Source organism: Roseibium sp. LAB1, assembly GCF_054658235.1.
This window is the reverse complement of the sequence record NZ_BAAGIB010000001.1, coordinates 945,912-972,059: the sequence shown is the minus strand read 5'-3', so window position 1 is coordinate 972,059 and position 26,148 is coordinate 945,912. Positions and strand designations below refer to the sequence as shown.

Genomic DNA, 26,148 nt, shown 5'->3' with positions numbered 1-26,148 from the left:
TCGGCGAGCCCGCACAAGGTCGCAGTACAGTATTACGACTAGGTTTTCAGGTTCAGCCGTTTCCTCTAAGACTGGCCGCAAGGGGCCCGATTCTTAAGCTTGTTCCGGACTGAAACCGATTTCGGTGTCGATCCGAACGAGAATCAATGCATACATCGAGGTCTCGGATCGAGAAAACTACCAGGTAATCCATGGCCATCTCCAACGCGCTCCTCCTCTTGGCCCAGGCAGCCGTTTATTTCATAGTCATGATGAGCCTTCTCAGGGCTCGTCAGGTGATCGGCATCGGCGTCTTCATGTGCGCGCTCGGGGTGATGCACTTCCTGGAAACCTATCTCGCCAGCGTTTTTTACATCGAACTGCCGTTCGGCATCGTATCCCCGGGATCGACGGTGCTCTTTTCCGGCAAGCTTCTGATGATCCTGCTGCTTTATATCCGCGAGGATGCACTGATCGTCCGTCAGCCCATCTATGGCCTGTTGATCGGAAACTTCCTGATCGTCGCGCTGGTGATGATCCTGCGGAACCACGAGACGATCTCGGTGACCGACGGCCGCAACCCGGATTTCGCCTTCATCGACGAGATGGGGCTGCTGATGATCTGGGGCACCATCTTGCTGTTCATCGATGCGATTGCGATCATCGTGCTTTATGAGCGCATCGGCAATTGGGGCGGACGACACCTTGGATTGCGCTTCCTGATCTGCGGCGCGGCGGTGCTGACCTTCGATCAGGCCGGCTTCTTCCTGGCACTGCATTACGTATCCGGTGCGCCCTGGCATGTGTTTATCGGCGGCTGGGCGGCCAAGATGGTGGCGACGCTTGTCTACACGGCACTGTTCATCCTCTATCTGAAATACTTCGACAACGAGAGCAGCTGGCTCACGAACCGGTCCTTCAAGGACGTGTTTCAGGTGCTGACCTACCGGGAGCGCTACCATCAGCTTCTGGAAGCCTCCATTCGCGATCACCTGACAGGAACGTTGCATCGCAGCCAGTACGACCAGAATGCTCCCAAGATTCTGGCAAAGAACCTGCAGGAAAAGCGACCTTTGTCGCTGCTTGTGATCGATATCGACCACTTCAAGCAGGTGAACGACCGGCATGGCCACCAGGCCGGAGACGAGATCCTGAAGATGGTTGCCCGGCTTCTGGCCGACAATCTGCGTTCCGACGATCATCTTTACAGGGTTGGCGGAGAGGAGTTCGTGCTCTTGTGCGAGAAACTGCCGGTGGAAGGTGCGACTTCCATGGCCGAGCGGCTGCGCAAGGCAATCGAGCGCTTCAGCAAGATCTATCTTCCGGAAAAGGTGACGGTCAGCATCGGTCTGGCCAGTGCGCCGCAGGATGGCGTGACCATGGAGGCCCTGTTCAGACAGGCGGACCTTCGGCTTTATGAAGCCAAGAAGCAGGGCCGCAACCGGGTCTTCAGCCCGGTGCCGGTGGAATAGTGCTTCTGCAACGTTCGTGATCGTCTGGCTGAGTGGAGGGGTGGAAGAATACCCTGGAACAGAAAAAGCCCTGGAGACGCTCCAGGGCTTTTGTTGTTGTTTCCGGCAGCCGGAACAATCAGACCCGGTTGAGGAGCCTTGCCCGGATGGTGTTGGGCAGGCTGCGGATCTCTTCCAGAATGCTGACCGGATCTTCCACCGGGCTGTCGACATCCAGAACCACGTAACCGATGTCCAGATGCGACTGCATGTACTGGGCACAGATGTTGAGATTGTGCCGGGTGAAGAGGTCGTTCAGCGTGCGCATGGCGCCGGGCGCGTTATGATGCACCTGGATGAAGCGTGTGGCTTCCGTGCCCTTGGGCAACTGAACCTGGGGGAAGGAGACCGAGCCGATGGTGGAGCCGACGTCGGAATATTCCACCAGCCGCTTGGAGACTTCCTCGCCAATCCGGTCCTGTGCCTCTTCAGTCGAACCGCCCACATGCGGGGTCAGGATGACATTGTCGAGACCGCGCAGCGGTGACAGGAATTCATCCTTGTTGGACTTCGGTTCAACCGGGAACACGTCGATGGCCGCGCCTGCAAGGTGGCCTGATTTCAGCGCGGTGGCCAGAGCGTCGATATCGACAACCTTGCCGCGGGCGTTGTTAATCAGGAACGCGCCCTTTTTCATCTTGGAAATCTGGTCTGCGCCGAACATGTCGCGCGTTTCCGGCGTATCGGGCACGTGCAGCGACACGACGTCGGATTCAGCCAGCAGTTCGTCGAGGCTTTCGGACGGCATCACGTTGCCGTGCTGCAGCTTGTCGACCAGATCGAAATAGATCACCCGGAGGCCCATGGCTTCGGCCAGGTTCGACAACTGCGTGCCGATGTTGCCGTAACCGACGATACCGAGCGTCTTGCCCCGGACTTCGTGAGAGCCGGCAGCGCTTTTCATCCAGCGGCCTTCGTGGGCTGCCGTGGACTTGGGGAAGACGCCGCGCATCAGCATGACGATTTCGGCGACGGTCAGTTCAGCCACCGATCTCGTGTTGGAGAAGGGGGCGTTGAACACCGGGATGCCGCGGGTCAGCGCGCCCTTCAGGTCCACCTGGTTGGTGCCAACGGAAAAACAGCCGACGGCGACGAGGCTCTTGGCTGCTTCCAGAACCTCTTCGGTCACCTGGGTTCGCGAGCGGATGCCGAGAATCTGCACACCCTGCAGCTTTTCAATCAACGCGTCCTTTTCCAGGGCTCCGGACAGGACTTCCACATTTGTGTAACCGTGTTTTTCAAGAACCGCGCGCGCGGTCGGCGAAATGCCTTCCAGCAGCAGCCAGCGGATCTGGTTTTTCGGCCGGGAGAGACCGTGAATCATGGCGAAATGCCTTTGGGTCTGATTGGTTTTGAATCGCGCCGGATCGGCGCTAACAGCGCGGGTGTCGTATACGCGCTCGTTCACGTCGCGTCTAGGGCGCCATTTTGATGGAACGCATGTCGATGCCGCGCGTTTTGTCACCCCGGTGTCGGTGAAACCGGTTGCTGACAGATGGCAGCCTGTGCGACAAAGCGGCGGGGGCGCGTTACGGTCGGATCTCCAACCGGCTGCTTGAATAAATTCCAATACCTAGCGAGCGCAGGAACCCCAAATCCATGTTGAAATTGAACGGGCCTCATTTTGATTATGAGCCGTATCCCGTCTGCTATGTAAAAGATGTATTGCCGTCGGATACGTACCGGTCACTCGTCGAGAGCTATCCTGCCAAGGATCTGTTCAAATACATGCCGAACCTCGGGCATAAATATTCTTTGTCCGATATCAATAACCCGGATAACTACTACAAGTTCCTGTCGGAAACGCCTGGCTGGAAAGCCTTTTACGACCATGTGAAGTCAGAGAACTTTATTCACAACGTCCTGGATATGTTGACTGCCAACAATGTCGACCTTGGCCTGCGCCGGCTAAAGGTGATTGCGAAGGACGGACAGCGGAAGGCCAGCCTTCTAAGCCGTATCCGTCGCCAGACCGAGATCAGCGCCCGGTTCGAGTTCTCGATGATGCCGGCAAACGGCGGCCAGATTCTTCCGCACACCGATGCTCCGCATAAATTGATCACCCTGGTTCTGTCGATGATGGAGCCGGGAGCCTGGGATCACTCATGGGGCGGTGGGACGGCGGTTTGCCTTCCCAAGGACCGGACGAAGGTCTTCAATCACATCAACAAGGCCATGCCGCTTGACGAGGTTGAAACGCTGAAGACGTTCCCGTTCGAGGAGAACCAGTGCGTCCTGTTCGTGAAGACCTACAATTCCTGGCACCATGTTGCACCGATGACAGGACCGGACGACGCACCCTTGCGCAAGACGCTGACGATCAATATCGAGAGCAAGCTTTAGGGAAGGCGAGGCCTGTGGAGATGCAGCAGGCCTCCTGCCAACGCCGGCGTTGTCGCGCCGACCTCAGTCGAGGTGGTGCAGATCCTTCAAACGTTGGGCAATGGCGCGAACCGTATGGTCGTCATATCCGAGGCCAAGGTCGTTGCGCATGAAACGGCCAAGGTCTTCCGCTTCCTCGATCAGCCACTCCCGCTTGTTGCCACCGCCGACAAACCGGGCCCGGCCGTCCAGGAAGCTGATGAAACCCCGATCCGTCAGCCGGTAGAATTTCATGCTGCCCGCAAAGGACTGCCTGGGCGAGGCGGCGCACAGGAAATTGGCGGCTTCAATGTCGACAGGGCGGACGTCGACCCGGTCAAAGCCATAGAGCGCAAACCAGCCATCCTCAGTCTGTCGTTCCAGTACGTGCTCCCCTGACACAGCTTCAAAGCGTATCCTGTAGATCTGGTCGCGGATCTGCTGGCCTTCCTCCGAAATGCGCACGGGCTCAGCTGGAGCCTGGCCACCGAAGCCGGCATCAACCAGCCATTCAGCGCCATTGAAAGTCACCACATAGGCAAGATGGGAGCGTGCTCCGCCTTCAGGTGCCCCCATGCGCACCCGGGCAAGCACCTGCCGGGGGGAAAAACCGATGGCAGCCAATGCGTCGCCGAGCAGTGAATTCAGCTCGAAGCAGTAACCGCCGCAGCGGCGTTGCACGAGCTTTTGCCAGAGGCTGTCACGGTCAAGATCCGGTACCTTGCCGAGAAAGGGCAGGACATTTTCGAACGGGATAGTGCTGATCTGGGCTGTCTGCAGGGCCCGCAAGCCGTCGAGGGTGGCCGGGCACGTCTCCAGACCAATGCGGTCAAGATAGGTGGTGAGGTCGAAGGGCATGGGCAGGCTCTGTCCGGTCTTGAGGTGTTGGTTGCATGTAGGCAGATCCCTGGCTGTTGCCAAGGGACTCGCCGCCGGGAGCAAGACTGTTCATCGCCGTGAAGGAGGGCTGAAGCGTTTCGGGAGCATTCCGCACTTAAGGTCTGCGTGCTTCAACATGAACACGAAAACAAAGAGGCCCGCCGCATACGGTGCGACGGGCCTCGCGATCAGAAATCGATCTCTTAAAGGCCTTCCGGTCCGCGCTGAACGGCGGCGACGCCGGTGCGGGAGACTTCGACCAGGCCGAGCGGTTTCATGATGGAGATGAACTGCTCGATCTTGGAGGTCCTGCCGGTGATCTCGAAGACGAAATGTTCCGTCGTGGCGTCGATCACCGTCGTGCGGAAGGCGTCCGCAAGGCGAAGGGCCTCCAGCCGTTTTTCACCCGTGCCTGCCACCTTCACCAGGGCCAGTTCGCGTTCCAGCGGCTTGTCCTGGTTGATGCGCTTGGCACGAACGGTAAGGTCCGTCACGCGGTGCACCGGCACCAGCCGGTCAAGCTGGTGGCGGATCTGCTCGATAATCATCGGCGTACCGGTGGTCACGATGGTGATGCGGGACAGGTGCTTCTCGTGTTCGGTTTCCGACACGGTCAGGCTGTCGATGTTGTAGCCACGGCCGGAGAACAGGCCGATCACGCGGGCAAGAACACCCGGCTCGTTGTCGACGAGTAGCGATAGAGTATGGGTTTCGATTTCATTGCTGACTTCGGCCAGGAAGTAGGCGGAAGGCGCATCAACATTCTGTGCGTTCATTTTCTTAAAGTCCTTTTGCCTTCATCACCTTAAACGAGCGACTTGCCTTCGGCGCTGATCGCGTTGGCAACAGCTTCGTCATTGGCTTCGTCCGGCAGCAGCATCTCGTTGTGAGCCTTGCCCGAGGGGATCATCGGGAAACAGTTGGTCAGATTGGCGACGCGGCAGTCGAACAGTACCGGCTTGTCGACGGCGATCATTTCCTCGATCGCGCCGTCCAGATCACCAGGCTTCTCGACCCGGAACCCGACCCCGCCATAGGCCTCGGCCAGTTTGACGAAGTCCGGCAGGCTGTCGGTGTAGGAATGGGACAGGCGGTTGCCGTGCAGCAACTGCTGCCACTGGCGCACCATGCCCATGTACTGGTTGTTCAGGATGAACACCTTGACCGGCAGGCCGAACTGAACGGCAGTCGACATTTCCTGGATGTTCATCAGGATAGATGCATCGCCGGCAATGTCGACGCACAGCGCGTCGCGGTGGGCAACCTGGGCACCAATGGCAGCCGGCAGGCCGTAGCCCATGGTGCCGAGGCCACCCGAGGTCAGCCAGTGGTTCGGTTCCTCGAAGCCGTAGAACTGGGCCGCCCACATCTGGTGCTGACCGACTTCAGTGGAAATGAAGGTCTTGCGGTGCTTGGTCAGTTCATAGAGCCGCTGGATCGCATATTGCGGCATGATGACGTCGCTGTTCGGCTTGTAGGCCAGCGAGTTGCGTGCCCGCCACTGGTCGATCTGCGTCCACCAGTTCTTCATGGCCTTGGCGTCGGACTTCAGCGACGAGGACCGCCAGATCCGCACCAGGTCTTCCAGCACATGTGCGACATCGCCGATGATCGGCAGGTCGACATTGATCGTCTTGTTGATGGACGACGGGTCGATGTCGATATGGATCTTCTTGGAATTCGGCGAGAAAGCATCGGTCCGGCCGGTGATGCGGTCATCGAAGCGCGCGCCGATGCAGATCATCAGGTCGCAATCGTGCATGGTCATGTTGGCTTCGTAGGTGCCGTGCATGCCCAGCATGCCGAGCCAGTTGTCACCGGAGGCCGGATAGGCGCCGAGGCCCATCAGGGTGGAGGTGATCGGGAAGCCGGTCAGCGATACCAGTTCGCGCAGAAGCTGGCAGGCCTGCGGACCGGAGTTGATCACGCCACCGCCGGTATAGAGAACCGGCTTCTTGGCAGCGGCCATCATCTCGGCGGCCATGCGGATGCTGGCGGCATCGCCCTTCAGCTGCGGGCGGTAGCTCTTGTGCGCGGCCGCCGGGTTCGGCGTCGGACCCTGATAGGTGCCGGTGGCAAACTGCACATCCTTCGGAATGTCGACGACAACCGGGCCCGGACGGCCGGAGGTTGCGACATAGAAGGCTTCATGAAGGATGCGCGGCAGGTCATCGACATCGCGCACCAGCCAGTTGTGCTTGGTGCAGGGGCGGGTGATGCCGACAGTGTCGCATTCCTGGAACGCATCGTTGCCGATGAGGTGCGTCGGTACCTGGCCGGTGATGCAGACAAGCGGAATAGAATCCAGCATGGCGTCGGTCAGGGCGGTCACCATGTTGGTGGCACCGGGACCGGAGGTGACCAGGGCAACACCGGGTTTGCCGGTTGAGCGGGCATAGCCTTCGGCGGCATGGCCTGCGCCCTGTTCGTGACGTACGAGAATATGCTCCAGACCTTCCTGCTGAATGATCTCGTCGTAAATGGGAAGCACAGCACCGCCCGGGTAGCCGAAGATCGTGTCAACTCCCTGGTCTTTCAGCGCCTGGATGACCATTTCGGCGCCGGTCATTTCCCGTGTCATTCGTCTCGTCCTTGCATTCTCGCCTGAAAGGTCAGGCTTTGGCTCATATAACTGTTTGTTCTTCTGTCAATCCGTACCCGTTCGGGCGTGGACTGATTCAACACTGTCTGTCTGGCCCGACGCATGCGGCGTCAAAGATCCGGGCAGTGGTGGAAAAGGCGAGGTCAGGAGGCGGGTACAAAAAAAGGCCCCTTTGGGAGCCTTGGTCGCGCGCCATCCTGTCCGTACGGGGTCATCCCGCCGCGGAGGCGCGCTTTCCTACTACTACTAGAATGAGCGACATTGCCATGTCGTCCCGGTCCTTTGATGCTGCAGGCCGTCCGGGCCTGGTTCAACGTTGTTCTGGAACGCTCCGGAACCGGAATGCCCCGCCAACCGGACGACTGCCGATATGACAGCGACTTCAACAAGCTGGCTCAAGTCCGTCACGTCTGCCCCGGTCTTGATGCGCCGCACCCTAGTGAGGCGGATATGACCGGTCAAGCCTTAATTTCGAAAATTGCGCAAAAGATCGAAGATGTTTCTGAAAGTTGCCTTTTGGGCGGCGTTAATGAGCTTTCCTTCCGGCAATGGCTGTTTTTTCCAAGGGCTGCGTTTGCGGCATGGCCGCCCTGATAAAAAATTGTCATAAAAACCGTTGCACCAAATCGGATCGCACTATATACACCCGCCATCCGACGTGCCGCGCGGTTCTCGCGGCCCTGTCGCTTTGGGTGTGTAGCTCAGTTGGTAGAGCAGCTGACTCTTAATCAGCGGGTCTGGGGTTCGAGCCCCCACTCACCCACCATTTTCTTCTCCTGGATATTATGCAAATGCCAAGGCGCCGCGAGTTCGCGCCGTGCTTCTTATTGTGCATTTTGTCGAGATCTGTGGCCGCCGGTCGACGGCCACGAATTTTATTGCAGTGCCGCTGACATCAGCAGGGGAACTCGTTTGTGATGAATTTCGAATCCTTCAAGGTGGTGAAACAGGTGTTACCGTTCTTGAAGTAGGTGTTTTCGTGGCCGCAAACCATTGTCTCGTCCCGGAAGCCCTGTTCGCAAAACTGGCCGTCCTTCACTTCCCATTTCAGTGTTTTCTTCGCGGGCTTTTTGCCTGTCACGGTCACCACGGCGATCTTGCTGCCGTTGTTGTTCCACTCGACAATCCAGTCGCCGGCTTTCTTGCCGTTTTTTCCGTAGAAAATTCCTTCGATCTTGTTGCCCGACAAGATCTTGATCCGTTCGGACTCAGTCATCGGCTTGGCTGATGCCGGAAGATCCTTGGCGATTGAGCCAGTTGAAATTGCACACATGGCGGCAAGCAAGAATAGTTGCTTCATCATCGTGTTCTCCAATCAAGTTCAATATCAATCAATAAGTTCTGGCACAGTAACATCTGAACTCTAGTTGTGACTGTTGATGGTGACAACTTGATCAAAGGATGTGTTTGGAGATGCGAATCCGGGGAGGCGTTGACCCCTTCGTGAGGGGAAAAGCCAGCCGCGAAAGGCTCCTTTCTCAGTGCAGTGGATAACCGCCTTCTTTTACAGACGGTGAATCTCCGGTTGAAAACTCCCATTCTTTCAAAACGATACCCGCAAGTTTTAACCTTGATATTTTTTCTTGTTTGACCGCCTTGGCAGACAACTTAACGTGCTGCCAAGCAGGGAAAATCGGTGCCTATCTAATCTATTAGCAAACAAGGTGATCGCCGCGTTTGACGCGGCGGCTCTTTGCGGGATGCGGTTGAAGGGCGACATCAGACGGGACATCCATGCACAAACTGGATTTCGAGTTGGACAAGGCACAGCTGAAACGTGCCTGGGGCGTTATAGACCGGGAGTTTCAACGCCTGGGTCTGGTGCTGCGCCGTGGGTCGGACTTCGATGTTGTCGAGGCGATGGCGGCGGCCAGCGGTCTGAAGCGGCTGGAGGGGCATTTCACCCCCAGTCTCAACACCTATACGCCTTCTCAGGCGTTCTGGCTGGCGCTGGTGGATGAGGAAGACCGGATGGTCGGCCGGGTGTGCGCCCGTTTCGACAGGATGACCTACCCGATGACGCTGACCGATTTCTGGCGCAAGTATTTTCACCGCTGCTATCCGGACGCCGAAGGGGGCAAGGTTGTGCTGAGCGACAAGCAGCCGCGCGTCGGCCGGCGGATTACCGGCGACGTCGTTTATCTGGGGGGGACGGAGGTCGCCAAGGAGTGGCGTGGCTCGAAGCTCGGCGGCCTGCTCAACCAGATCGCCCAGATCGAGGCATTGGACGAGTGGGGCGCCGGCTTCTACTACGGCTGGGTACAGGGCTTCAATTTCATGGACGGCTTCTGGCGAGACTGCGGCTTCACACGTGCACACTTCCATGCATTGAACTGGGTTGAACCCTTGCCTGGTACGCTGGATGCCAATCTGATTTTTGTTGCGAACACAGCTGACGACGTGTGCGATCTGATTGATAGGATCGCGAATGGACTTCAAGCAAAGTCATGAGGCAGAAAATCCGTGTGAAGCCCGCGCTGGTGCGGAATTTCACCAGCAGGCGCTGCAACGTCATGTCCGGCACGCCTTCGCCCAGCCTGTCGCCTGTGCGCTGGATGTCGAACCAGGGCTCGCCCTCCATGGCGATCTGGTAGGCATCGGCCACGCCCTGTCGGTAGACCGAGGGCAAGTAGCTGGTTGGCGGGCGCGGCGTTTCCGGATCAAGCGCCTGCGGGAAGAAACGGCGAAAGGTGCTGTGCTTGCCCGCAAATGTCAGCGGCGGTACATCACCCGGGTCGGCAGTCGGCAAGGTCATCAGCAGGTACGGGCTCAGACGCGTCATGCGGCTGTCCTGCACGATGATGCCCTCACTGTCGCGCCAGGTCTTGAACAGGAACTGCGTTTTGTCTCCCGCCAATCCGTTTTCGATCAGCGAGAAGGGTAGCGGCTCAACAAAAGTGTTGATGCTCATGGACGCCTCCAAAGGGACTGGATTTGGGAAGAAATCCCTTCTGCATTGCTTCGGCATAGATGTCATATCTTGCCGCTGCCGCCAACTGGGCTCGTTCGCCGTCGCTCAGCAGGCTGGTCTGGTCGTGATCGAACAGATCGAAGCAATGGAAATCCAGCAGAAACAGACAGTCATATCGAGCTGCAATTTCGAATATTTCCAGGAATTCGAGCTGCTCTTTGGTGTATTGATCTTCGCTCATCCCTGCCGCCTTGTCTTTACATGTCATTCTTTGTTTTGCCTTTCAGACAATTTCCGGCGTCGTTAGACCCTTGAGCGGTCTGCACGTCTGGAAACCTGCTGGCCGGTTGCATCGGCCCGGCTTCCAGACGTCCCCTGATTTGCAGAGGCCGCTTCAATCCGAGATTGGTATGGGTCTCGTCTCGCCAATCACAGATTAGCAAAGAAAATTGCTGCAGGCGAGATTTCTTCTTTGATTTTCCCTAGAGTCAGATCTTCAATTCTTCGAGGGTGTGGACAGCCGCGTCAGCGACAGGTTGAAAACTGCCGTGCCTTCCGATTGTCTAGTCGGTCGAATCTTCTGCTTGCACCGCACGCAAATTCAGTTTCTTCGCAGCTGCATCCAGAGACTTGATCTCCGATGACGCAGCGATGTCCCGGGCGGCAGCGTAGCGATCGTGGTTCTGGGCCACCTTGGCAAGATCGTAGAGGTAATTCACCATCACGCCCATCGACTGGACGAGGCCCTTTGCCGAGGTATCGGCGTCCGCATGAACCGCGTGCACCTGGGCTCCGTTGCCCAGATGGAAACGGGCCACCGGATCAGCCGGCTGCCCATCCTCGCGGCGGGCCGACAGCAGATAATGTGCGGCAAGCGTGCGCAGCAGCTTAGGGTCCGCGTCCTCAAGGGCGATACCTTCCTTCGACAACCACTTCGTAAGTCCCGGGATCGGCGACAGGGTGACAAAGGTCTTCAGGTTCGGCAGCTCTGCGGAGAGGTCTGCCGCCACCTGCTTGATGAGCGAGTTGCCGAAGGAAATGCGGGCCAGCCCTTCCTGGCAATTGGAAATCGAATAGAACACGGCCGTGCGTGCCCTGGCCGCCGTGATCGGTTCCCGATCACCCGCCAGAAGGTCCTGAATCGAGCCGGGAACATCGGCCGTAAGGGCAACTTCCACGAAGATCAAAGGTTCGTCGGGCATGGACGGGTGGAAAAATGCGAAGCACCGGCGGTCTCCCGGCGCAAGACGGCTGCGCAGGTCTTCCCAGCTGGTGATTTCGTGCACCGCCTCATAGGCAATGATCTTTTCCAGAATATGTGCCGGGCTTTCCCAACTGATCGGCCGCAGCACCAGAAAGCCCCTGTTGAACCAGGAAATGAACAGGTGCCGGAAGTCCTGGTCGAGGGCCTGAAGTTCCGGATCGGTGCCACCGAGGCGCAAAAGGTCGGCGCGCATGCTTACGAGCTGCTCGGTGGCGCCCGGGATCTGGTTCAGTCGCCGGATCAGTTCCTGGCGCTTGGGCTCTACTGCAGCCATGAAGGCCGTGTAGGTTTTCCGGTTCGGGCTTGCCTCGTAGGCATCCAGCGCGGTGCGAACGCCGTCCGGATCGATGTTCATGTCGTGGGCGAGGTGGCGGAAGAACTGCAGCTTGTCACTGTCCTCCATCTCCTGGAACCGCTGCAGCAGTGTGCTTGCAACCGCAAGACCGGCCACATCGCCGGCTGTGCCGACAAGCGCACCGACCAGATCTTCCATCGGACGGTTGTCGCGCCGGTCCGGCGTCGCTGTTCGATAGCGGCGCTCGAAGATGGTCGACAGCAGGTCGCCGAGAATGGTCATGCAGGTCTCCAGGACTTCCGGTGAGGTGTTGGTCTCTGTCCTGAAGATAGGTTGGTCGACGCGCTGACCCAATTCCCCAAAAGAGGCAATGCGTGTGATCGTGCCCGGACGCGCTTTCCAGAAAACGGTCCGCTGTCAGGCGGCTTCGCTGTCCTGCTGGTCGAGGGGGCCCTTCTTCAACGATTTGAAGAAGGCAGTCACTGCTTCGGTCAACTGCCCGGCGTTGGACGACATGCTCTCGGCCGAGCTGAGCACGGTTTTGGAAGCCGCGTGGGTCGTTGCCGCATTCCGGGCAACACCATCGATGATGCCGGTGACCTTGTTGGTGCAGGCCACTGTGTGGGTCACGTTCTCCTGAATGGCCTGTGTCGCCTCGGCCTGCTTGACCGACGCGTTGGAAATCATGGTGGTGATGGATTCAATTTCCGTAATGGTTCTGGAGATCGTGTCGAAGGACTGCGCGGTTTCGCGGCTGGCCGCGTCGACTTCTTCCAGCGACTGGGTGATCTCCTGTGTCGCCTTTGCGGTCTGCGTCGCCAGCTCCTTGACCTCGGAGGCAACCACGGCGAAGCCTTTGCCCATCTCGCCTGCTCGGGCGGCCTCGATGGTGGCGTTCAGCGCCAGCAGGTTTGTCTGATCGGCGATGGAGGAAATCAGGTTGATGATCTCGCCGATGGCTTCTGCGGATGTGCGCAGGCTGTTGGCCTTGTCCTGGCCTTGCGTGACCTGGACAACGGCAGCACGGGCAATCTCTATGGAGCGTTCGATCTGACCACTGATTTCCGTGGCGGTCGAGGACAGATGATCGGCCGCGGAGGCCGCCGCATTCACGTTTTCCGCCGTCAGGTCTGCCGCATCGGCAATGGCGGTCACGACTTCGGAATTCGAAACCGCAGAGGTTTCCATTTCTTCGGCTGTTCCGGTCATCTGCTCGGCGGAGGCCATCAGGCTCTGGGCGATCTGGCTGATCTGGCTCTCGAAGGAATCGGTCGACTGGCGGAAGTCACCGACACGACCCTTGATCGTCTCGATAGCCGTGTTCATGATCGTCGCATTCTGCAGATAGCTGCCGTTTAACCCGCCGGGTTGGATACGGCGGTAATAGCGGTTGTTCTCGATCGCGGTCATCGATGCGGCAGCTTCCCGCAGGAAGGCGTCCGTCCGGTCGATCATGTGGTTCATGGCGGTCATCAGGTCACGGACTTCGCCGGCTTCGGTGTAATCGCGGGCTCTTGCCTCGAAGTTGCCCCAGCCGACCTGGCTGCAGACTTCCGTCGCAGCGGCCATTCCGCGCCGCGTCCGATGCAGTGCGGTCACCACGAACAGCATGGCAAGCGACGCGATGGCGGCGCAGACCACTGTTGCCATCGTCCAGCCAAGCACGGCGGCGGCCATGGTGGCGGCGGCGGCCACCAGCGCGGCGCCGGAGGCGAGCGAGGCGTTAAAGAGTGTGAATGAGCTCGTCATAGCTCACGCCTTTCGATTGAAGGATCGATACCAGCTGATCATGACCGGCCTGCATGCCGGCCTTGCGGTTGTCCGCATGCTGTTCTGTCTGCCGCAACTGGGCATAAAGAGGGGTGATGATGTCATCGACGATACGCCGGTTGGGCACACGTCGGTTGGAATGATAGCCGATGATCTTGCCGCTCTCGCCATAGGACGGGGTAACGTGAGCAAGAACCCAGTAGTGGTCGCCGTTCGCGGACATGTTGACCACATAGGCAAAGATCTCTCCGCCCGCCTCGATCGTGTCCCACAGCAGCTTGAAGACGCAGCGTGGCATGTCCGGGTGACGAATGAGGCTGTGCGGCGCATTCTCAAGGGCCTTGCCATCGAAACCGGCAATGTCCCGGAAGATGTTGTTGGCATAGGTAATGCGCCCGCGCGTGTCAGTTTTCGAGACGATCAGGTCCCGTTCGGAAAAGAACCGTTCCACCCCCGTCGGGGTGACCTTGTACTGGGTCATCCTTGGTGCGCCCGCTTCAATTGGCAATTCTGGGTAAGGGTACGGTTGCGTGCTTAATGATCCTTAAATGAATGTGGACGAGAGCAGATTTTTAACTATATGAATTCATTGGTATTTCTTCCGATGTTGTCTAATCTCGATAGTCAGCTTTCTGGTTGGTATTTGTTGGAATTTTCTGAAGTTTTCGAGCAGACCTTGCGTTCGTCTTGAAACTGGAGTGGTCGTACATTTGCTGAACTTGTGGTTCGCAGGGTCTCGACGGTCTGGCCCTGAGGCGCATATCAGGTTGCCGGTACGCAAAGCGTCTGGCGCCGCATGACGGGTCCGAGAAACTGCGGACTTTTCAGACAGGCCCCTTAGGCTGTATAGAAGGCGCCACTCGCCGGTTGGAGGCTTATGTCCCCTGGATCCGGCGTCCTTCAACAAACAGAACAAGCCCCATGAACGATTTTCTCGTTGCCGCTCTTTATATGTTCACGCCGCTCGACGACTTCGAGGCCATGCGCAGCCCGCTCAAGGCCTATTGTGAGGAACGAGATGTGCGCGGCAGCCTGCTGCTTGCAGCCGAGGGCATCAACGGCACCATCTGCGGGCCGGAAGCCGGTGTGCGCGAGGTGCTGGCGCATCTGCGGTCCGATCCACGGCTTGCGGGGCTGAACCACAAGGAGGCCTGGACCCACCGCCATGTCTTCAAACGCATGAAGGTGAGGCTGAAACAGGAGATCGTGCGGCTTGCTGTCGACGGTATCGATCCGAACGAGATCGTTGGTGAATACGTCAAACCGGAAGACTGGAACGCCCTGATTTCCGATCCGGACGTGGTCGTTATCGATACGCGCAACGATTATGAATTCGCCTTCGGCACGTTCGAGCGCGCCCTCAATCCGAAGACCCAGTCGTTCCGGGAGTTTCCTGCCTGGGTGGAAGGGGACGACGAGCTTCAGAAAAAGCCGAAAGTGGCCATGTTCTGCACCGGCGGCATTCGCTGCGAGAAGGCGACAGCCTGGATGCTGAAGAACGGCTTTGAGGAAGTCTACCACCTGGAAGGCGGCATCCTGAACTATCTGGAAAAGGTGCCGGAGAAAGAAAGCCTCTGGAAGGGTGAGTGTTTCGTCTTTGACGACCGGGTGTCGGTCGACCACCAGCTTCAGCCGCGCTGGGGCGAGTGGATCCCCGAAGAAGCCCGCCATATCATCAACGAAGACACCGATTACGAGAAGAGCGCCCGCGATGAGGCTGGTGACGAGGACGATGATCAGGTGGTCGTCCGGGCCATTTCTTAACGGTTATTAACTTTTTCGCTTTAACCCCTTGTGCAACTTCCCTAAAGTCAGGGTTGCGGGAGTTTTCCTGCGCCAGACTGGGGGAAAGTACATGCGTCACAGCTTCTGGAGCGCGCTCGCCGCGCTAGTTGTCAGCCCGTTGATCAGCACGTCCGCGCTGGCGGGTGGCAAGGCATTGTCCTGCTACGAACAGGCGACGGTTCCGGCCGTCTACAAGACGGTCAACGAGCGGGTACTGGTCCAGCCGGCATCAAGCTACGTGGTGCAGAAACCGGCCGTCTACAGCTATCAGGCCCGGCGGGTTCTGGTGCAGCCCGAACGGGTCAGCTATCGCACATCTCCTGCCGTCTATCAGACCCGGCAGAGCCGGGTTCTGGTCGAGCCTGCCAGCATCGGCTGGGAATACCGGGTCATCAACGGCCGCAATATCCTGTGCAAGGTGCAGAACCCGGCGGTTTATCGAACTGTCAGCCAGAAGGTTCTCGTGCAGTCGGCCTCCCGGGTCGCAGTGCGCCAGCCGGCCATCTACAGCTCGGTGAAGGAAAAGGTTCTGGTCCAGCCCGCCACAAGCTACCGGGTGCAGAAACCCGCAGTCTACCAGACGGTCAGCCGCCGGGTTCTGGTTCAGCCGGCCCAGACAGTGTGGAAACCCGTGCGGGTTCGGGGTTGCCGCTACTAGGGCACTGGGTCAAGATCGGCCTTGTGACGTTTGTCAAAACAGGCTGAATGCCGATTGTCCGAACTGCTGCGGGGCCGAAACATGATTTGCACACTGATTGCGTCTTCCATCCTGCTCAGCATGGAGGACGGTTCCATGGCCGTGCTCATTCCCGAGAACCAGTCGGTGCGCATCTTCAACGAGCAAACCGTCAAAGGGGAGGTCGCCGTCGTACACCTCTACGGGGAAACGAAGATCCAGGTTCCTGGTGTGAACGCTGAACAGATCATTGAAGCCCTCAGGGACTGCCAGTCTCCGAAGGATGCTGAATAGCGGCCCAGGATGAGGCTGTGCTCTGAAAACCGGTCGTAACCTCTCCCTCCAATTCACCAAAGCCGGGCCACCCATTCCGAACTCCTTCCGAGGAGAAGCGGACAGATCCTTCCCGAAGGAAGGGCCTCTTGTTCTGGAGTGTGCGGCCCATCCTTCGAGACAGCGCTCCGCGCTTCCTCGGGATGAGGCAGGGGCTGATGGCGTATGCCTGCGCGATGGGCTCAGGTTTTGCGATGGACATGGTGGCAAACCGAAGCAAACGCGGCGGAAACTGCGTCCTCGAAGTCCGACCCGGGCTGCTCCCCACCTCTCATCCTGAGGAAGGCCAGTCAGGCCAGTCTCTAAGGATGGGCCACTTGCGCCGTGGTAAGCCGCCGATCCTCTTAAAGGCAGTGCACCGCGGTTTCTCAGTTGCGCGCCGTCTTGAACCGGTAGGTCTTCAGGCCGGTCTTGCCGTGACCTTCCACCAGGAACAGACCACCGGACAGCGTGTCGGGTTCGATGGCGGTCGGGTCTGCGGGCTGCTTGATGCTGGTGACGATCAGATGGTCGAGGTCCGGTCCGCAGAAGCAGGGCATGGTCGGCTTGTCGACCGGCAGCTTGATGGCGGCAAGCAGATCACCATCCGGGCCGAAGCAGTTAAGGACGCCAGCGGAAACGCCAGCACTCCAGTAATTGCCTTCGATATCCACCGCCGCGCCATCCGGCCGGCCGGTGTCGTTGGTTTGCTGGGCGTAAAGCATCTTTGAACCGAGCGCGCCGGTTTCTGGGTCAAACCCGTAACATTCGATCCAGCCGGGGGAGGTATCGGAGTGGTACATGTAGGTGCCGTCCGGCGTCCAGGCGAGACCGTTGGAACATTGCAGCTCGTCACGGATCTCGGCAACGTCGCCATTGCCGTCTATCCGGTAGAGCCCGGCAATCGGCTCGCGCGGGGAACTGGTGTCCATCGTGCCCACCCAGAAGGCGCCGTCCGGACCAACCTTGCCGTCGTTCAGCCGCGTGCGCGGCTCGTCCGCCTGCACTTCTGCCAGAAGCTCACTGGTGCCACTTTCGGGATCGAACAGGACGACCTTGTCCCAGACGCTCACGATCAGTCGGTCGTCATCGGTCAGGCCGAAGGAGCCGACCTCGTTGTCAAAATGCCATGTGGTGATCTTGCGGCTCGCCCAGTCCAGGGACTGGATGGAGCGGCCCTGGATGTCGGCCCAGAGCAGGCGGTTCAATCTGTCGTCCCAGGTCGGACATTCGGCAAGTTGGTAAGTCGTATCGATGAAACGGGTGATCGTATGGGTCACCGGAGCGGGTTCCTTGAAAAGCCAGGCACTTGAATGGATGCGGACTATACCCGCCAGCGTTGGCTGCGTCGAGACACTGGATTCAATGGCGGAATTGCAGGCGGTTTGGCTGTGGACCTGCGATGAAGAAGGCTCAGCTTTCCCCGTCCAGGGGAATCGCCGTGCGTCTGACGATGGGCCGGATGGCGAAGGAGGATTTCATCCTCAGGACGCCGGGAAGCTGGGCAAGGTGGTCGCGGTGGATGCGTTCGAAGTCGATCGGATCCCGGGCCGAGAGGCGCAGGATATAATCGGCATCGCCCGCCATGAGGAAACATTCCATGATCTCTCCGGAGCGGGCGACGGCGCGCTCGAAATTCTCAAGCGTTTCCTTGGACTGGCCGGTAAGCGAGATTTCCACGAAGACGTCCATATGCCGGCCGAGTTTCTTCTGGTCCAGCAGCGCGACGTATTTCTCGATGATACCGGCTTCCTCCAGCGCGCGCATACGCCGCAAACATGCGGACGGCGACAGGCCCACCTTTTCGGCAAGATCCGCATTGGCAATGCGACCGTCGCTTTGCAGCACGTTGAGGATCTTCTGGTCGAGACGGTCGAGTTTCATTTTGTTGCACCGCACATAATGCCGAGTTCAAGATAATACATAGTAGATTATTTGATGAAGTGTCAAATTAGCGCAAGAAAGTTGCGTGTATTTGGGTCATAGCCCCTTGGAACGCAAGCACATGCGACAAAAAGAGGCGTAAAATATTCGGCAATCAATAACGCTTCCAGAGGAGACGGGTTATGCGCATTGGTGTGCCGAAGGAAATCAAGAATCATGAATACCGGGTCGGCCTGACGCCGGACAGCGTTCATGAAATGGTGGCCCATGGCCACGAAGTCGTCGTTGAAACCAATGCCGGCGTCGGCATCGGCGCCAGCGATGCCGACTATGAAGCCGCAGGTGCGAAGATCCTGGCGACCGCCAGGGAAGTCTTCGACGCGGCGAACATGATTGTGAAGGTCAAGGAACCGCAGGCCGTTGAGCGCGCCATGCTGCGTCCTGACCACATTCTCTTTACCTATCTGCACCTGGCGCCGGATGCGGAGCAGACCGCTGATCTGGTGAAATCCGGTGCGACCTGCATTGCCTATGAAACCGTTGTCGATGCTCGCGGCGGCCTGCCGCTTCTTGTGCCGATGTCCCAGGTCGCCGGCCGACTGTCAGTGATTGCCGGTGCAAAGGCGCTGGAAAAAGCCCAGGGTGGCTCCGGCACGCTTGTGGGCGGCGTTCCCGGTGTCGAACCGGCCAAGGTTGTCGTGATCGGCGGCGGTGTGGTCGGCTCCCATGCCATCACCATGGCGCTCGGCCTAGGCGCGGATGTGACTGTTCTCGACCGGTCTACCGCCGTTCTGGGCAATCTTTCCCAGACCTTCGGCCCGGCTCTGAAGACCGTCTATTCGACCAGGGCTGCGCTGGAAAAACACGTGCTGGAAGCCGATATGGTGGTTGGTGCCGTGCTGGTGGCAGGTGCCGCCGCCCCGAAGCTGGTATCGCGTGAGCTGGTCAGCCGCATGAAACCGGGTTCGGTTCTCGTCGACGTCGCCATCGACCAGGGCGGTTGCTTCGAAACCTCCAAGGCAACGACGCACTCCGACCCGACCTACATCATTGATGAGGTCGTTCACTACTGCGTCGCCAACATGCCGGGTGCTGTGCCGAAGACCTCCACCTACGCCCTCAACAACGCCACGTTGCCGTTCGCCCTGGCGCTGGCCGACAAGGGCGCGAAGAAGGCACTGCTCGACGATCCGCACTTCCTGCCGGGACTCAACGTCATCGGCGGCCAGGTCACCTGTGAAGCGGTCGCAACCGCCCTCGGTTACACGTATGTCGATCCGAAGGTTGCTCTTGAGCAGGCCAAGGAAAGCGTGGCCGCCTGATAAGGCACATCGCTTCGCAACAAGAGAAAAGCCGGTCCATCGGGCCGGCTTTTTTGTGTTCGCACTGTTGTCCCGGGTTGGCGCGTTAGCGACAAGGCTTGCATTCAACGGGTCGTCGAGTGTGAATTGGACAAGGTTCGTGGCTCAGCAGGATGCTTGAACTCTGCCCTTGCAGTGATGACGAACATTTTCGAGGTGTTTGTTTCACGAAAGGATTGCTTGCAATTCGGCTGTAAGCAGCAAAGGCCCTGCCTACCAGACATGATGGCAGGGTCGGAGCCTAAGGACAGCGCACCTTGAAGGGGATGCCCTGTTCGTCGGTGGCGATGCAGTTGCGCGGGGTGGTGACAACGCCGATAAGGCCACCGCCGACGGCACCGAGAGCAGCGCCTGCAAGGGTCGCGTTCACCGTTGAGCCGGCAACGGCACCGATCGTGGCTCCGGTTGCCGCACCGAGACCTGCCCCGATCAGCATCCTGTCCCGTTGACTTTCGGTGTTGGCGCAGCCTGTCAGCACGATGGCGAGACTTGCGGCTGCAAGGACGGATCTCATCCAGAACCCCTTGGCGAAAAAAGTGCGTCCGGCAAGGGTGGAGATCTATGGTTAACAGTTTCTTACCAAGGCGGATTTATCCAAGGCAGATCGCCAAAGCAAAACGGGCAAGCCCCTGAAATCAGGAGCATGCCCGGTCTTGTCACAAAATTCGTCTGCTCTTGCGGCGATTAGGACGCCAGAGCACCTTGGTTTTACGGGCAGGCGACTCGGTAAGAATTGCCATAGCGGTCACGCGCCACGCAATTCTTCGGCGTGGTCGCAGCACCAATAACAGCACCGCCTGCGGCGCCGATGGCAGCACCGGCAAGAACGGGTGCAGCACCGGCGCCTGCAGCAGCGCCGACGATAGCGCCGGTTGCGGCACCGAGGCCGCCGCCGATCAGGGCACGATCTCTTTGGCTGCTCGATTGACAGCCGGCGAGGGCGGTGGCCGCAAGGGCCACCAGCAGGATCTTTTTCATTTCGTAAACCTGTGAAGACCCGATTGACTCAGGTCAGTTGAGATCAGGGGCAGGCGACGCGATACGGGTTGCCATACCGGTCGTAGGCGACACAGTTCTTGGGTGTCGTTGCCGAGCCGATGATGGCACCGCCTGCAGCACCGATTGCCGCACCGGCGAGGGCCGGCCCGACGCCGTTACCGGCGGCGGCACCGATCACGGCGCCTGTGGCAGCGCCAAGACCGCCGCCGACGAGCGCACGGTCTCTTTGACTGTCAGACTGGCATCCTGCCAGAAAAGCGGCCGAAGCGGCAATCAGAAGGAGTTGCTTCATTCTTTTCTTCCCAACGGTCTATTACCGAAACGAAAAAGGATCGCCCCCTGTTAAGGGCAAGCGACCCGGTAAGGATTGCCGTAGCGGTCATATGCAACGCAGTTCTTCGGTGTCGTTGCGCTGCCGACGATGGCACCACCGGCCGCACCGATTGCACCACCTACCAGAGCGCCGCCGACATCGCCGGTCGCCGCAGCACCGATTGCTGCACCGGTTGCCGCGCCGAGACCGCCGCCGACAAGGGCGCGGTCACGCTGGCTGTCGGACTGGCAGCCCGCCAGGGCTAGGCCAACTGCTGCGAGCAGAACTAGTTTTTTCATGAAATCAGTCTCCCTGTCGGACCGCAACCACGGCGGGTCGAATGTATAAAATCTTTCCAAGCCTAAGCTGCTTTGCACGTTGGGGCAATCTCTGTTTGCCACAACCAGCCCATGTTCGTCGTGAATACCAATAAGAGTTCTTCAACGATGTGAACCAGATAGGGCCGGTAGGGCAAAATTATGACGAGAACACCTCACGTGTTAACGCCCAAGGAACGCACTGGTTCCCAGGTCAGCTTTTGAGGGCTGCAAGGAGGCCTTTGGTGGAGGCATCCTTGGTATCGGCTGAGACTTCACCCTTGACCATCGGCAGCAGTGCGGTGGCCAGTTCCTTGCCCAACTCCACGCCCCACTGGTCGAAGGAGTTGATTTCCCAGATGACGCCTTCGACAAAGACCCGGTGTTCGTAAAGGGCAATCAGTCGGCCGAGCGCGAACGGCGTCAACTGGTCGTAAACCAGTGTGATGGACGGCCGGTCGCCCGGAAACACCTTGTGCGGCGCCAGGCGGTTGATCTCGTCGGTCGCCATGCCGGAAGCGCTCAGCAGTGCCTTTGCTTCTTCCAGCGTGCGGCCGAGCATCAGGGCTTCGGACTGGGCCAGACAGTTCGCGACCAGGAGGTCGTGATGGTGCTTCAGGTCGTCTTCGTGTCCGTTGGCGGCAATCAGGAATTCACACGGAATGACCGTCGTGCCCTGGTGCAGGAGCTGATAGAAAGCGTGCTGACCGTTCGTGCCGGGTTCTCCCCACACCAGCGGGCCCGTTTCCTCGGTCACGGGGCTGCCGTCCTGCTTCACGCGCTTGCCGTTCGATTCCATGTCGAGCTGCTGCAGATATGCCGGCAGGCGCGACAGGCGCTGGTCGTAGGGCAAGACGGCGCGAGCGGAATAGCCAAGCGTGTCCCGGTTCCAGACGCCTATCAACGCCATCAGGACCGGCAGGTTCTTCTCCAGCGGCGCCTCGGCAAAATGAATGTCCATGGCATGGGCGCCGGCAAGAAAATCGCTGAAGGCATCCGGACCGATGGCAATCATCAGAGGCAGACCGATTGCCGACCAGACGGAATAGCGTCCGCCGACCCAGTCCCAGAAACCGAAGACCCGGCTTTCATCGATGCCAAAGGCGGCAACCTTGTCGAGCGCGGTGGAGACGGCAGCGAAGTGGTCGCCCACCGCATCTTCGCCAAGCGCACCTGCAATCCATTTGCGCGCGGTTTGCGCGTTTGTCATGGTTTCGATGGTGGTGAAGGTCTTTGACGCAACGATGATCAGCGTCGTTGCCGGGTCGAGTTTTTCCAGCGTATCGGCAATATGGGCGCCGTCCACATTGGACACATAATGCAGCTCGGGTCCGTCATGGTAAGGGCTTAACGCCAGCGTGGTCATGACGGGGCCGAGATCCGAGCCTCCAATTCCGATATTGACAACATCGGTGAAGGCGTCGCCGGTGGATGAAGTCAGGTCACCGGAGCGGACCGCTTCGGAGAAGTTCGCCATCGCGTCCAGAACCGCACGCACATCCGGCATCACATCCGTGCCGTCGACCAGAACCGGCTTGTCCGACTGGTTGCGGAGTGCTGTATGCAAAACGGCGCGCTTTTCGGTGCCGTTGATCTTGTCGCCGGCAAACATGGCGGCTCGTTTGCCTTCCACATCCGCAGCGCGGGCAAGATCGAGCAGCAGGCCGAGCGCCTTGCCGTCGATCCGTGACTTGGAATAATCGAGCAGAAGGTCGTCAGTCGTGGCGGAGAACGTGTCGAACCGGGTCGGGTCGGCCGCAAAGAGTTGCCTCAAAGACGTGCCCTTCAATTGTTCCGCATGCCGGTTGAGAGCCTCAAATGCTGCTTCTAGCGCCATGAACAATCCTCTTAAATCGATTTAACAGCTTGTCTTCGCGCCGACGCGCGCGGGGCATCCATTAGCATACCCATCGGTCGAGGGGGAGAGGAAATTCAGGGCGAATGCCGCCGGAAGACGGGCAGGAGGTCTCCGGCGGCACAAGGTCGATCAGTTGGCGATCGGGGCCAGCAGTTCAGGGGCTGTCACGAGCTGACGGACACCGTGGGAATGGTCTTCCTTGAAGACATTGCCTTGTTCCGCCCAGGCGTTGAGCGAGTTGATGTCCAGCTTGGCGCATTGCGGATGCACACTCCAGGTTACCTGAAGCGGGGAGCATGTCGACTGCGTGAAGCTTGGGCCTGTTGTCGACCCGATGAAGGTAACCGGAGTGCCCGTTCCCTCCGGCAACGCCTTGGCCTGGTGACGGCCGTTCACGATATTGCCGTCGTAGTCGAAGTCGAGAAAGCTGAGGGCGTTCGGATCGTTCACGACCAGGAAGACCTGTGCTTCGACGCGAAGCTGCGGGTTCGCACAGGCGTCGCTCAGGCAGGAGCCGAGCCCTTCGCCCGGAGTGACGTTGCAGGACGTGTGGACCCAGTGAACCTCGATCGTGTCTCCAGGCTTGACGTTATGAAAGGCCTCGCCGTCGGGTGCGGCCAGCTCGGCCTCGGTCAGGTCGGCAGTTTCGTTGCACTGATAACCTCCATGTTCGCCGTCACCGGCAAAAACAGTAAAGCCCGGGCCCTTGTGTTCCGCGTTCGTGTGCGTGTGGATGTTGCACAGGTTCAGCTTGTCGGCGGATGGTGCAATTGAGACTGTGGCCGCGTTCAGTCCCGCGGTCTGCGAAATGTCACGTGGTGTCTGCGGGCCGAAGCCCTGACAGAGTTCTTCTGCTTGTGCTTGGGAAAGAAAGCCAAGGCTTGCGACAGCCGCAAATGCCAGTCCGATGTATTTAACCATGGAGAACTCCTGGGTAGGGGGGAGGCAGGCTGAAGGACACTCGTTCTGGAAAGTGGGAACCGAATGAACGTGCCTTAGTTGAACGCGCTTTTCGCCGGGGCGCCAAGTGCGAAAATTGCTCAGGTTGTCAGATTGATTCGGGCAACCAGGCCCAAAGTTGGCGGAAAACAACGATATATTCAGAAAAGAGACTTCATTTTAAGTGAAATGAAAGTTTCCTCAAGGTAAACTAAATCTATGAATTCCGAAAACAAATCACACGGTCTGTCCCATCTGCTCGATCAACCCGACGCCGAGGAGGAGGTTCTCGTTGTTGACTTCGACAACCTCTCGGTGATCAACGCGGTTGCGTCAAACATCAGCGAATGGGGCTTTCGGTTGACCTCGCCGGACATCGTTGAGCTCTACAAGAATATTGGCGTTCGGCCCAAGGACGCGAGCAAGCTTGTGAAGGCCCATGTCACCTCGGTGAAAGGCAATGATGCCGCGGTTGTTTTCGCCAAGAGCGAAAACTCCGTTTCGGACAAGCGCCGTGAAAAACGGAACAATGTCAGCATTCCTGTGACGATCGCCGATTTTGACGGCATTACGGAAATCAGCGGCACTATCGTCGATGCAGGCAAGAACGGTTGCCGCATAACCGCAAGGGGCCTGACAGCGCTTCCAGAGGAAGTGCTGCTGACGATGAAGAAATTCGAAAGACCGGTTGTTGCCGAATTCGCATGGCGCAACGACACTTCCGCCGGGATGCGTTTGCTTTGGGACCGGACCCTGGAACGGGATGACGATTCCGCAGACGGCGATGATGAGATTGACGGAGAAACCGAAATGGACTCCGAAGAAGCGCAGAACGCCTGACCTGACACGGGCTGATCCACACCTGCTTCCACATATTGAATGCTGTACCTGTGCCGGCTCCAGAGGCCGCGGGGAGAAGCGGTGTTGTGCGCTGATCGTGTCCCGTTTTAGCCCGGTGATCCGCTTGCGCTGGAAAGTGGTCACTTCCACTTTTTTGTCAAAAAATAGTTTTTAGCCCGGAACTTCTCCCACGTTCAGTTGTTCTCACAGTAACCGCTTCATCAATAGAAATACTGATGTTGCAGGCCATGGAAATCACTGTGAGAGGATGTAATATTATGAAACGGATTATCACCGCAACTGCGATGTCCTTGATGTTGACGACATCGCTTTACGCAGCAGATGAAGTAAAGCCTCTTCAGACTTATGAATATAATGAGTCTGCAAGCATGAACGACATTCTTGCATCCGACCTGATCGGCATGCGGATCTATTCGGTCGAAGAAAACTACGACCGGTTCAATGAAGATTATCAGGCAAAGGCCGACGAAGAAAAAGACTGGGACGACATCGGTGAAGTCAACGATGTGATCCTGGGGTTTGACGGCTCCGTGAAAGCTGTTGTGCTTGGTGTAGGCGGCTTCCTCGGGATTGGCGAAAAGGACATCGCCCTGCCGATGGATCAGCTCAAGGTCGTCCGCGAACAGGACGATGCTGACGACTACTTCCTGGTCGTCAATGCCAACAAGGACGTGCTGACGAGTGCGGCGCCCTATGAAGATCCGGACCGCGCCATGGAAAAGTCCGAGACAGCCGAAATGACCGAGGCGAAACCTGCGGCCACCGACACGGCAATGGCGCCGGAAACCGACGCTGACGGACGCCCGCTGTTGCCGCGTGCCGAGGTTGAACGCGAAGGTTACATGGAGGCGAGCGTCGCGGAACTGACTGCGGACGACTTCCAGGAAGCACGTGTCTATGACGCCAATGATGAAGACATCGGCGAAATCGACCAGCTTGTGATCTCCGAAGACGGTCAGATCCAGAAGGTTGTGCTGGACATCGGTGGCTTCCTGGGCATTGGCGAAAAGCCGGTTGCCATGACCTTCGACGAGCTGCAGATCATTCGCGAAGAAGATGGCAGCGACCTGCGGATCTACGTGGGTGCAACGAAGGAACAGCTGGAAGCACAGCCGACCTACGAAGCGACCCAGTAACGAGAGATCTCTTGATTGCGCGGTGCAGTTTGCCCGCGCGGTCAGGCCAGGTGCTCGACAGGGCTCTACCAAACCGGGCCTGAAGGGTGTGCTCCTGACCAGGCGGTGTGAAACCCGCATCAGGGCCATCGAAAC

Annotated in this window: 28 protein-coding genes and 1 tRNA gene; 12 read left to right on the top strand and 17 right to left on the bottom strand. The window is 58.7% G+C overall.

Annotation, left to right across the window (positions count from 1 at the left end):
- The first annotated feature begins 191 nt into the window (after window positions 1-191).
- A complete protein-coding gene (locus ACYQ54_RS04610; protein ID WP_460079775.1) occupies window positions 192-1,451 on the top strand; it encodes a GGDEF domain-containing protein in 1,260 nt (419 codons plus the stop codon).
- Between the two features lie 118 nt (window positions 1,452-1,569).
- Here ACYQ54_RS04610 and serA read toward each other — a convergent pair whose 3' ends face one another.
- Window positions 1,570-2,814: a phosphoglycerate dehydrogenase gene (gene serA / locus ACYQ54_RS04605; protein WP_460079773.1), complete on the bottom strand. Its 1,245-nt coding sequence runs from the start codon at window positions 2,812-2,814 to the stop codon at window positions 1,570-1,572.
- Window positions 2,815-3,155: 341 nt separating this feature from the next.
- Between serA and ACYQ54_RS04600 the strand changes: the two genes are divergently transcribed.
- The gene (locus ACYQ54_RS04600; RefSeq protein ID WP_460079772.1) at window positions 3,156-3,833 is read left to right on the top strand and encodes a hypothetical protein; all 678 of its coding nucleotides are present in this window, start codon (window positions 3,156-3,158) and stop codon (window positions 3,831-3,833) included.
- A gap of 63 nt (window positions 3,834-3,896) precedes the next feature.
- On the opposite strand, the gene ACYQ54_RS04595 is transcribed toward ACYQ54_RS04600, so the two are convergent.
- From ACYQ54_RS04595 to ACYQ54_RS04585, 3 genes are all read right to left on the bottom strand, one after another.
- Window positions 3,897-4,709 (bottom strand): arylamine N-acetyltransferase family protein, encoded by an 813-nt coding sequence (locus tag ACYQ54_RS04595; RefSeq protein ID WP_460079769.1) that lies wholly within the window; start codon window positions 4,707-4,709, stop codon window positions 3,897-3,899.
- A 224-nt stretch (window positions 4,710-4,933) separates the two neighbouring features.
- Entirely contained in the window at window positions 4,934-5,506 is a 573-nt protein-coding gene (gene ilvN / locus ACYQ54_RS04590) for an acetolactate synthase small subunit (RefSeq protein ID WP_248157397.1), read from the bottom strand.
- A 29-nt stretch (window positions 5,507-5,535) separates the two neighbouring features.
- A complete protein-coding gene (locus ACYQ54_RS04585; protein WP_460079766.1) occupies window positions 5,536-7,311 on the bottom strand; it encodes an acetolactate synthase 3 large subunit in 1,776 nt (591 codons plus the stop codon).
- Window positions 7,312-7,617: 306 nt separating this feature from the next.
- Here ACYQ54_RS04585 and ACYQ54_RS04580 point away from each other — a divergent pair, with 306 nt between their 5' ends.
- Together ACYQ54_RS04580 and ACYQ54_RS04575 are read left to right on the top strand one after the other, a co-directional pair.
- A complete protein-coding gene (locus tag ACYQ54_RS04580; RefSeq protein WP_460079765.1) occupies window positions 7,618-7,926 on the top strand; it encodes a hypothetical protein in 309 nt (102 codons plus the stop codon).
- A gap of 96 nt (window positions 7,927-8,022) precedes the next feature.
- Window positions 8,023-8,098: transfer RNA gene (locus tag ACYQ54_RS04575), tRNA-Lys, on the top strand.
- A gap of 129 nt (window positions 8,099-8,227) precedes the next feature.
- On the opposite strand, the gene ACYQ54_RS04570 is transcribed toward ACYQ54_RS04575, so the two are convergent.
- Window positions 8,228-8,632: a hypothetical protein gene (locus ACYQ54_RS04570; protein WP_460079763.1), complete on the bottom strand. Its 405-nt coding sequence runs from the start codon at window positions 8,630-8,632 to the stop codon at window positions 8,228-8,230.
- Window positions 8,633-9,066: 434 nt separating this feature from the next.
- On the opposite strand from ACYQ54_RS04570, the gene ACYQ54_RS04565 reads away from it, so the two are divergent.
- Both ACYQ54_RS04565 and ACYQ54_RS04560 read left to right on the top strand, forming a co-directional pair.
- Complete coding sequence (locus ACYQ54_RS04565; RefSeq protein WP_460079761.1) at window positions 9,067-9,783, top strand: hypothetical protein; 717 nt, start codon at window positions 9,067-9,069, stop codon at window positions 9,781-9,783.
- Window positions 9,761-10,216, top strand: a complete 456-nt coding sequence (locus tag ACYQ54_RS04560; RefSeq protein ID WP_460079760.1) for a hypothetical protein — start codon at window positions 9,761-9,763, stop codon at window positions 10,214-10,216. Before ACYQ54_RS04565 ends, ACYQ54_RS04560 begins: the two co-directional genes overlap by 23 nt.
- A 4-nt stretch (window positions 10,217-10,220) precedes the next feature.
- On the opposite strand, the gene ACYQ54_RS04555 is transcribed toward ACYQ54_RS04560, so the two are convergent.
- The 4 genes from ACYQ54_RS04555 to ACYQ54_RS04540 all read right to left on the bottom strand — a co-directional run bounded on the left by ACYQ54_RS04555 (window position 10,221) and on the right by ACYQ54_RS04540 (window position 14,053).
- The gene (locus ACYQ54_RS04555) at window positions 10,221-10,484 is read right to left on the bottom strand and encodes a hypothetical protein (protein WP_023000596.1); all 264 of its coding nucleotides are present in this window, start codon (window positions 10,482-10,484) and stop codon (window positions 10,221-10,223) included.
- Between the two features lie 322 nt (window positions 10,485-10,806).
- Window positions 10,807-12,084 (bottom strand): malonyl-CoA decarboxylase, encoded by a 1,278-nt coding sequence (locus ACYQ54_RS04550; RefSeq protein WP_460079758.1) that lies wholly within the window; start codon window positions 12,082-12,084, stop codon window positions 10,807-10,809.
- 135 nt (window positions 12,085-12,219) lie between these two features.
- A complete protein-coding gene (locus ACYQ54_RS04545) occupies window positions 12,220-13,551 on the bottom strand; it encodes a methyl-accepting chemotaxis protein (protein ID WP_460079756.1) in 1,332 nt (443 codons plus the stop codon).
- Entirely contained in the window at window positions 13,526-14,053 is a 528-nt protein-coding gene (locus tag ACYQ54_RS04540) for a PAS domain-containing protein (RefSeq protein WP_460079755.1), read from the bottom strand. Before ACYQ54_RS04540 ends, ACYQ54_RS04545 begins: the two co-directional genes overlap by 26 nt.
- Before the next feature lie 440 nt (window positions 14,054-14,493).
- Between ACYQ54_RS04540 and trhO the strand changes: the two genes are divergently transcribed.
- The 3 genes from trhO to ACYQ54_RS04525 all read left to right on the top strand — a co-directional run bounded on the left by trhO (window position 14,494) and on the right by ACYQ54_RS04525 (window position 16,327).
- On the top strand, window positions 14,494-15,336 hold the full coding sequence (trhO, locus tag ACYQ54_RS04535; RefSeq protein ID WP_460079753.1) for an oxygen-dependent tRNA uridine(34) hydroxylase TrhO: 843 nt from the start codon (window positions 14,494-14,496) through the stop codon (window positions 15,334-15,336).
- 91 nt (window positions 15,337-15,427) lie between these two features.
- Window positions 15,428-16,015 carry a hypothetical protein gene (locus ACYQ54_RS04530; protein ID WP_460079751.1) on the top strand — a complete coding sequence of 196 codons (588 nt, stop codon included), beginning with the start codon at window positions 15,428-15,430 and terminating at the stop codon, window positions 16,013-16,015.
- Between the two features lie 81 nt (window positions 16,016-16,096).
- Window positions 16,097-16,327 (top strand): hypothetical protein, encoded by a 231-nt coding sequence (locus tag ACYQ54_RS04525; RefSeq protein WP_460079749.1) that lies wholly within the window; start codon window positions 16,097-16,099, stop codon window positions 16,325-16,327.
- A 407-nt stretch (window positions 16,328-16,734) separates the two neighbouring features.
- Here the strand turns inward: ACYQ54_RS04525 and ACYQ54_RS04520 are convergent, their stop codons facing one another.
- Window positions 16,735-17,625 carry an SMP-30/gluconolactonase/LRE family protein gene (locus ACYQ54_RS04520; RefSeq protein WP_460079748.1) on the bottom strand — a complete coding sequence of 297 codons (891 nt, stop codon included), beginning with the start codon at window positions 17,623-17,625 and terminating at the stop codon, window positions 16,735-16,737.
- Between the two features lie 133 nt (window positions 17,626-17,758).
- The gene (locus ACYQ54_RS04515; RefSeq protein ID WP_460079746.1) at window positions 17,759-18,229 is read right to left on the bottom strand and encodes an Lrp/AsnC family transcriptional regulator; all 471 of its coding nucleotides are present in this window, start codon (window positions 18,227-18,229) and stop codon (window positions 17,759-17,761) included.
- A 182-nt stretch (window positions 18,230-18,411) separates the two neighbouring features.
- Here ACYQ54_RS04515 and ald point away from each other — a divergent pair, with 182 nt between their 5' ends.
- Window positions 18,412-19,551, top strand: a complete 1,140-nt coding sequence (gene ald / locus ACYQ54_RS04510) for an alanine dehydrogenase (RefSeq protein ID WP_460079744.1) — start codon at window positions 18,412-18,414, stop codon at window positions 19,549-19,551.
- Between the two features lie 280 nt (window positions 19,552-19,831).
- Here ald and ACYQ54_RS04505 read toward each other — a convergent pair whose 3' ends face one another.
- From ACYQ54_RS04505 to ACYQ54_RS04480, 6 genes are all read right to left on the bottom strand, one after another.
- Window positions 19,832-20,104 (bottom strand): glycine zipper domain-containing protein, encoded by a 273-nt coding sequence (locus ACYQ54_RS04505; protein ID WP_460079741.1) that lies wholly within the window; start codon window positions 20,102-20,104, stop codon window positions 19,832-19,834.
- Between the two features lie 194 nt (window positions 20,105-20,298).
- The gene (locus tag ACYQ54_RS04500; protein WP_460079740.1) at window positions 20,299-20,568 is read right to left on the bottom strand and encodes a lipoprotein; all 270 of its coding nucleotides are present in this window, start codon (window positions 20,566-20,568) and stop codon (window positions 20,299-20,301) included.
- A 43-nt stretch (window positions 20,569-20,611) separates the two neighbouring features.
- Window positions 20,612-20,881: a glycine zipper domain-containing protein gene (locus tag ACYQ54_RS04495; RefSeq protein WP_460079739.1), complete on the bottom strand. Its 270-nt coding sequence runs from the start codon at window positions 20,879-20,881 to the stop codon at window positions 20,612-20,614.
- A 50-nt stretch (window positions 20,882-20,931) separates the two neighbouring features.
- The gene (locus ACYQ54_RS04490; protein WP_023000610.1) at window positions 20,932-21,201 is read right to left on the bottom strand and encodes a glycine zipper domain-containing protein; all 270 of its coding nucleotides are present in this window, start codon (window positions 21,199-21,201) and stop codon (window positions 20,932-20,934) included.
- A gap of 232 nt (window positions 21,202-21,433) precedes the next feature.
- Entirely contained in the window at window positions 21,434-23,056 is a 1,623-nt protein-coding gene (pgi, locus tag ACYQ54_RS04485; RefSeq protein WP_460079737.1) for a glucose-6-phosphate isomerase, read from the bottom strand.
- A gap of 150 nt (window positions 23,057-23,206) precedes the next feature.
- Window positions 23,207-23,998, bottom strand: a complete 792-nt coding sequence (locus tag ACYQ54_RS04480) for a delta-class carbonic anhydrase (protein WP_460079736.1) — start codon at window positions 23,996-23,998, stop codon at window positions 23,207-23,209.
- 237 nt (window positions 23,999-24,235) lie between these two features.
- On the opposite strand from ACYQ54_RS04480, the gene ACYQ54_RS04475 reads away from it, so the two are divergent.
- Both ACYQ54_RS04475 and ACYQ54_RS04470 read left to right on the top strand, forming a co-directional pair.
- A complete protein-coding gene (locus ACYQ54_RS04475) occupies window positions 24,236-24,856 on the top strand; it encodes a PilZ domain-containing protein (RefSeq protein WP_460079734.1) in 621 nt (206 codons plus the stop codon).
- A 389-nt stretch (window positions 24,857-25,245) separates the two neighbouring features.
- Window positions 25,246-26,013, top strand: coding sequence for a PRC-barrel domain-containing protein (locus ACYQ54_RS04470; protein ID WP_460079733.1), 768 nt, complete (start codon window positions 25,246-25,248; stop codon window positions 26,011-26,013).
- The last annotated feature ends 135 nt before the right edge of the window (window positions 26,014-26,148 follow it).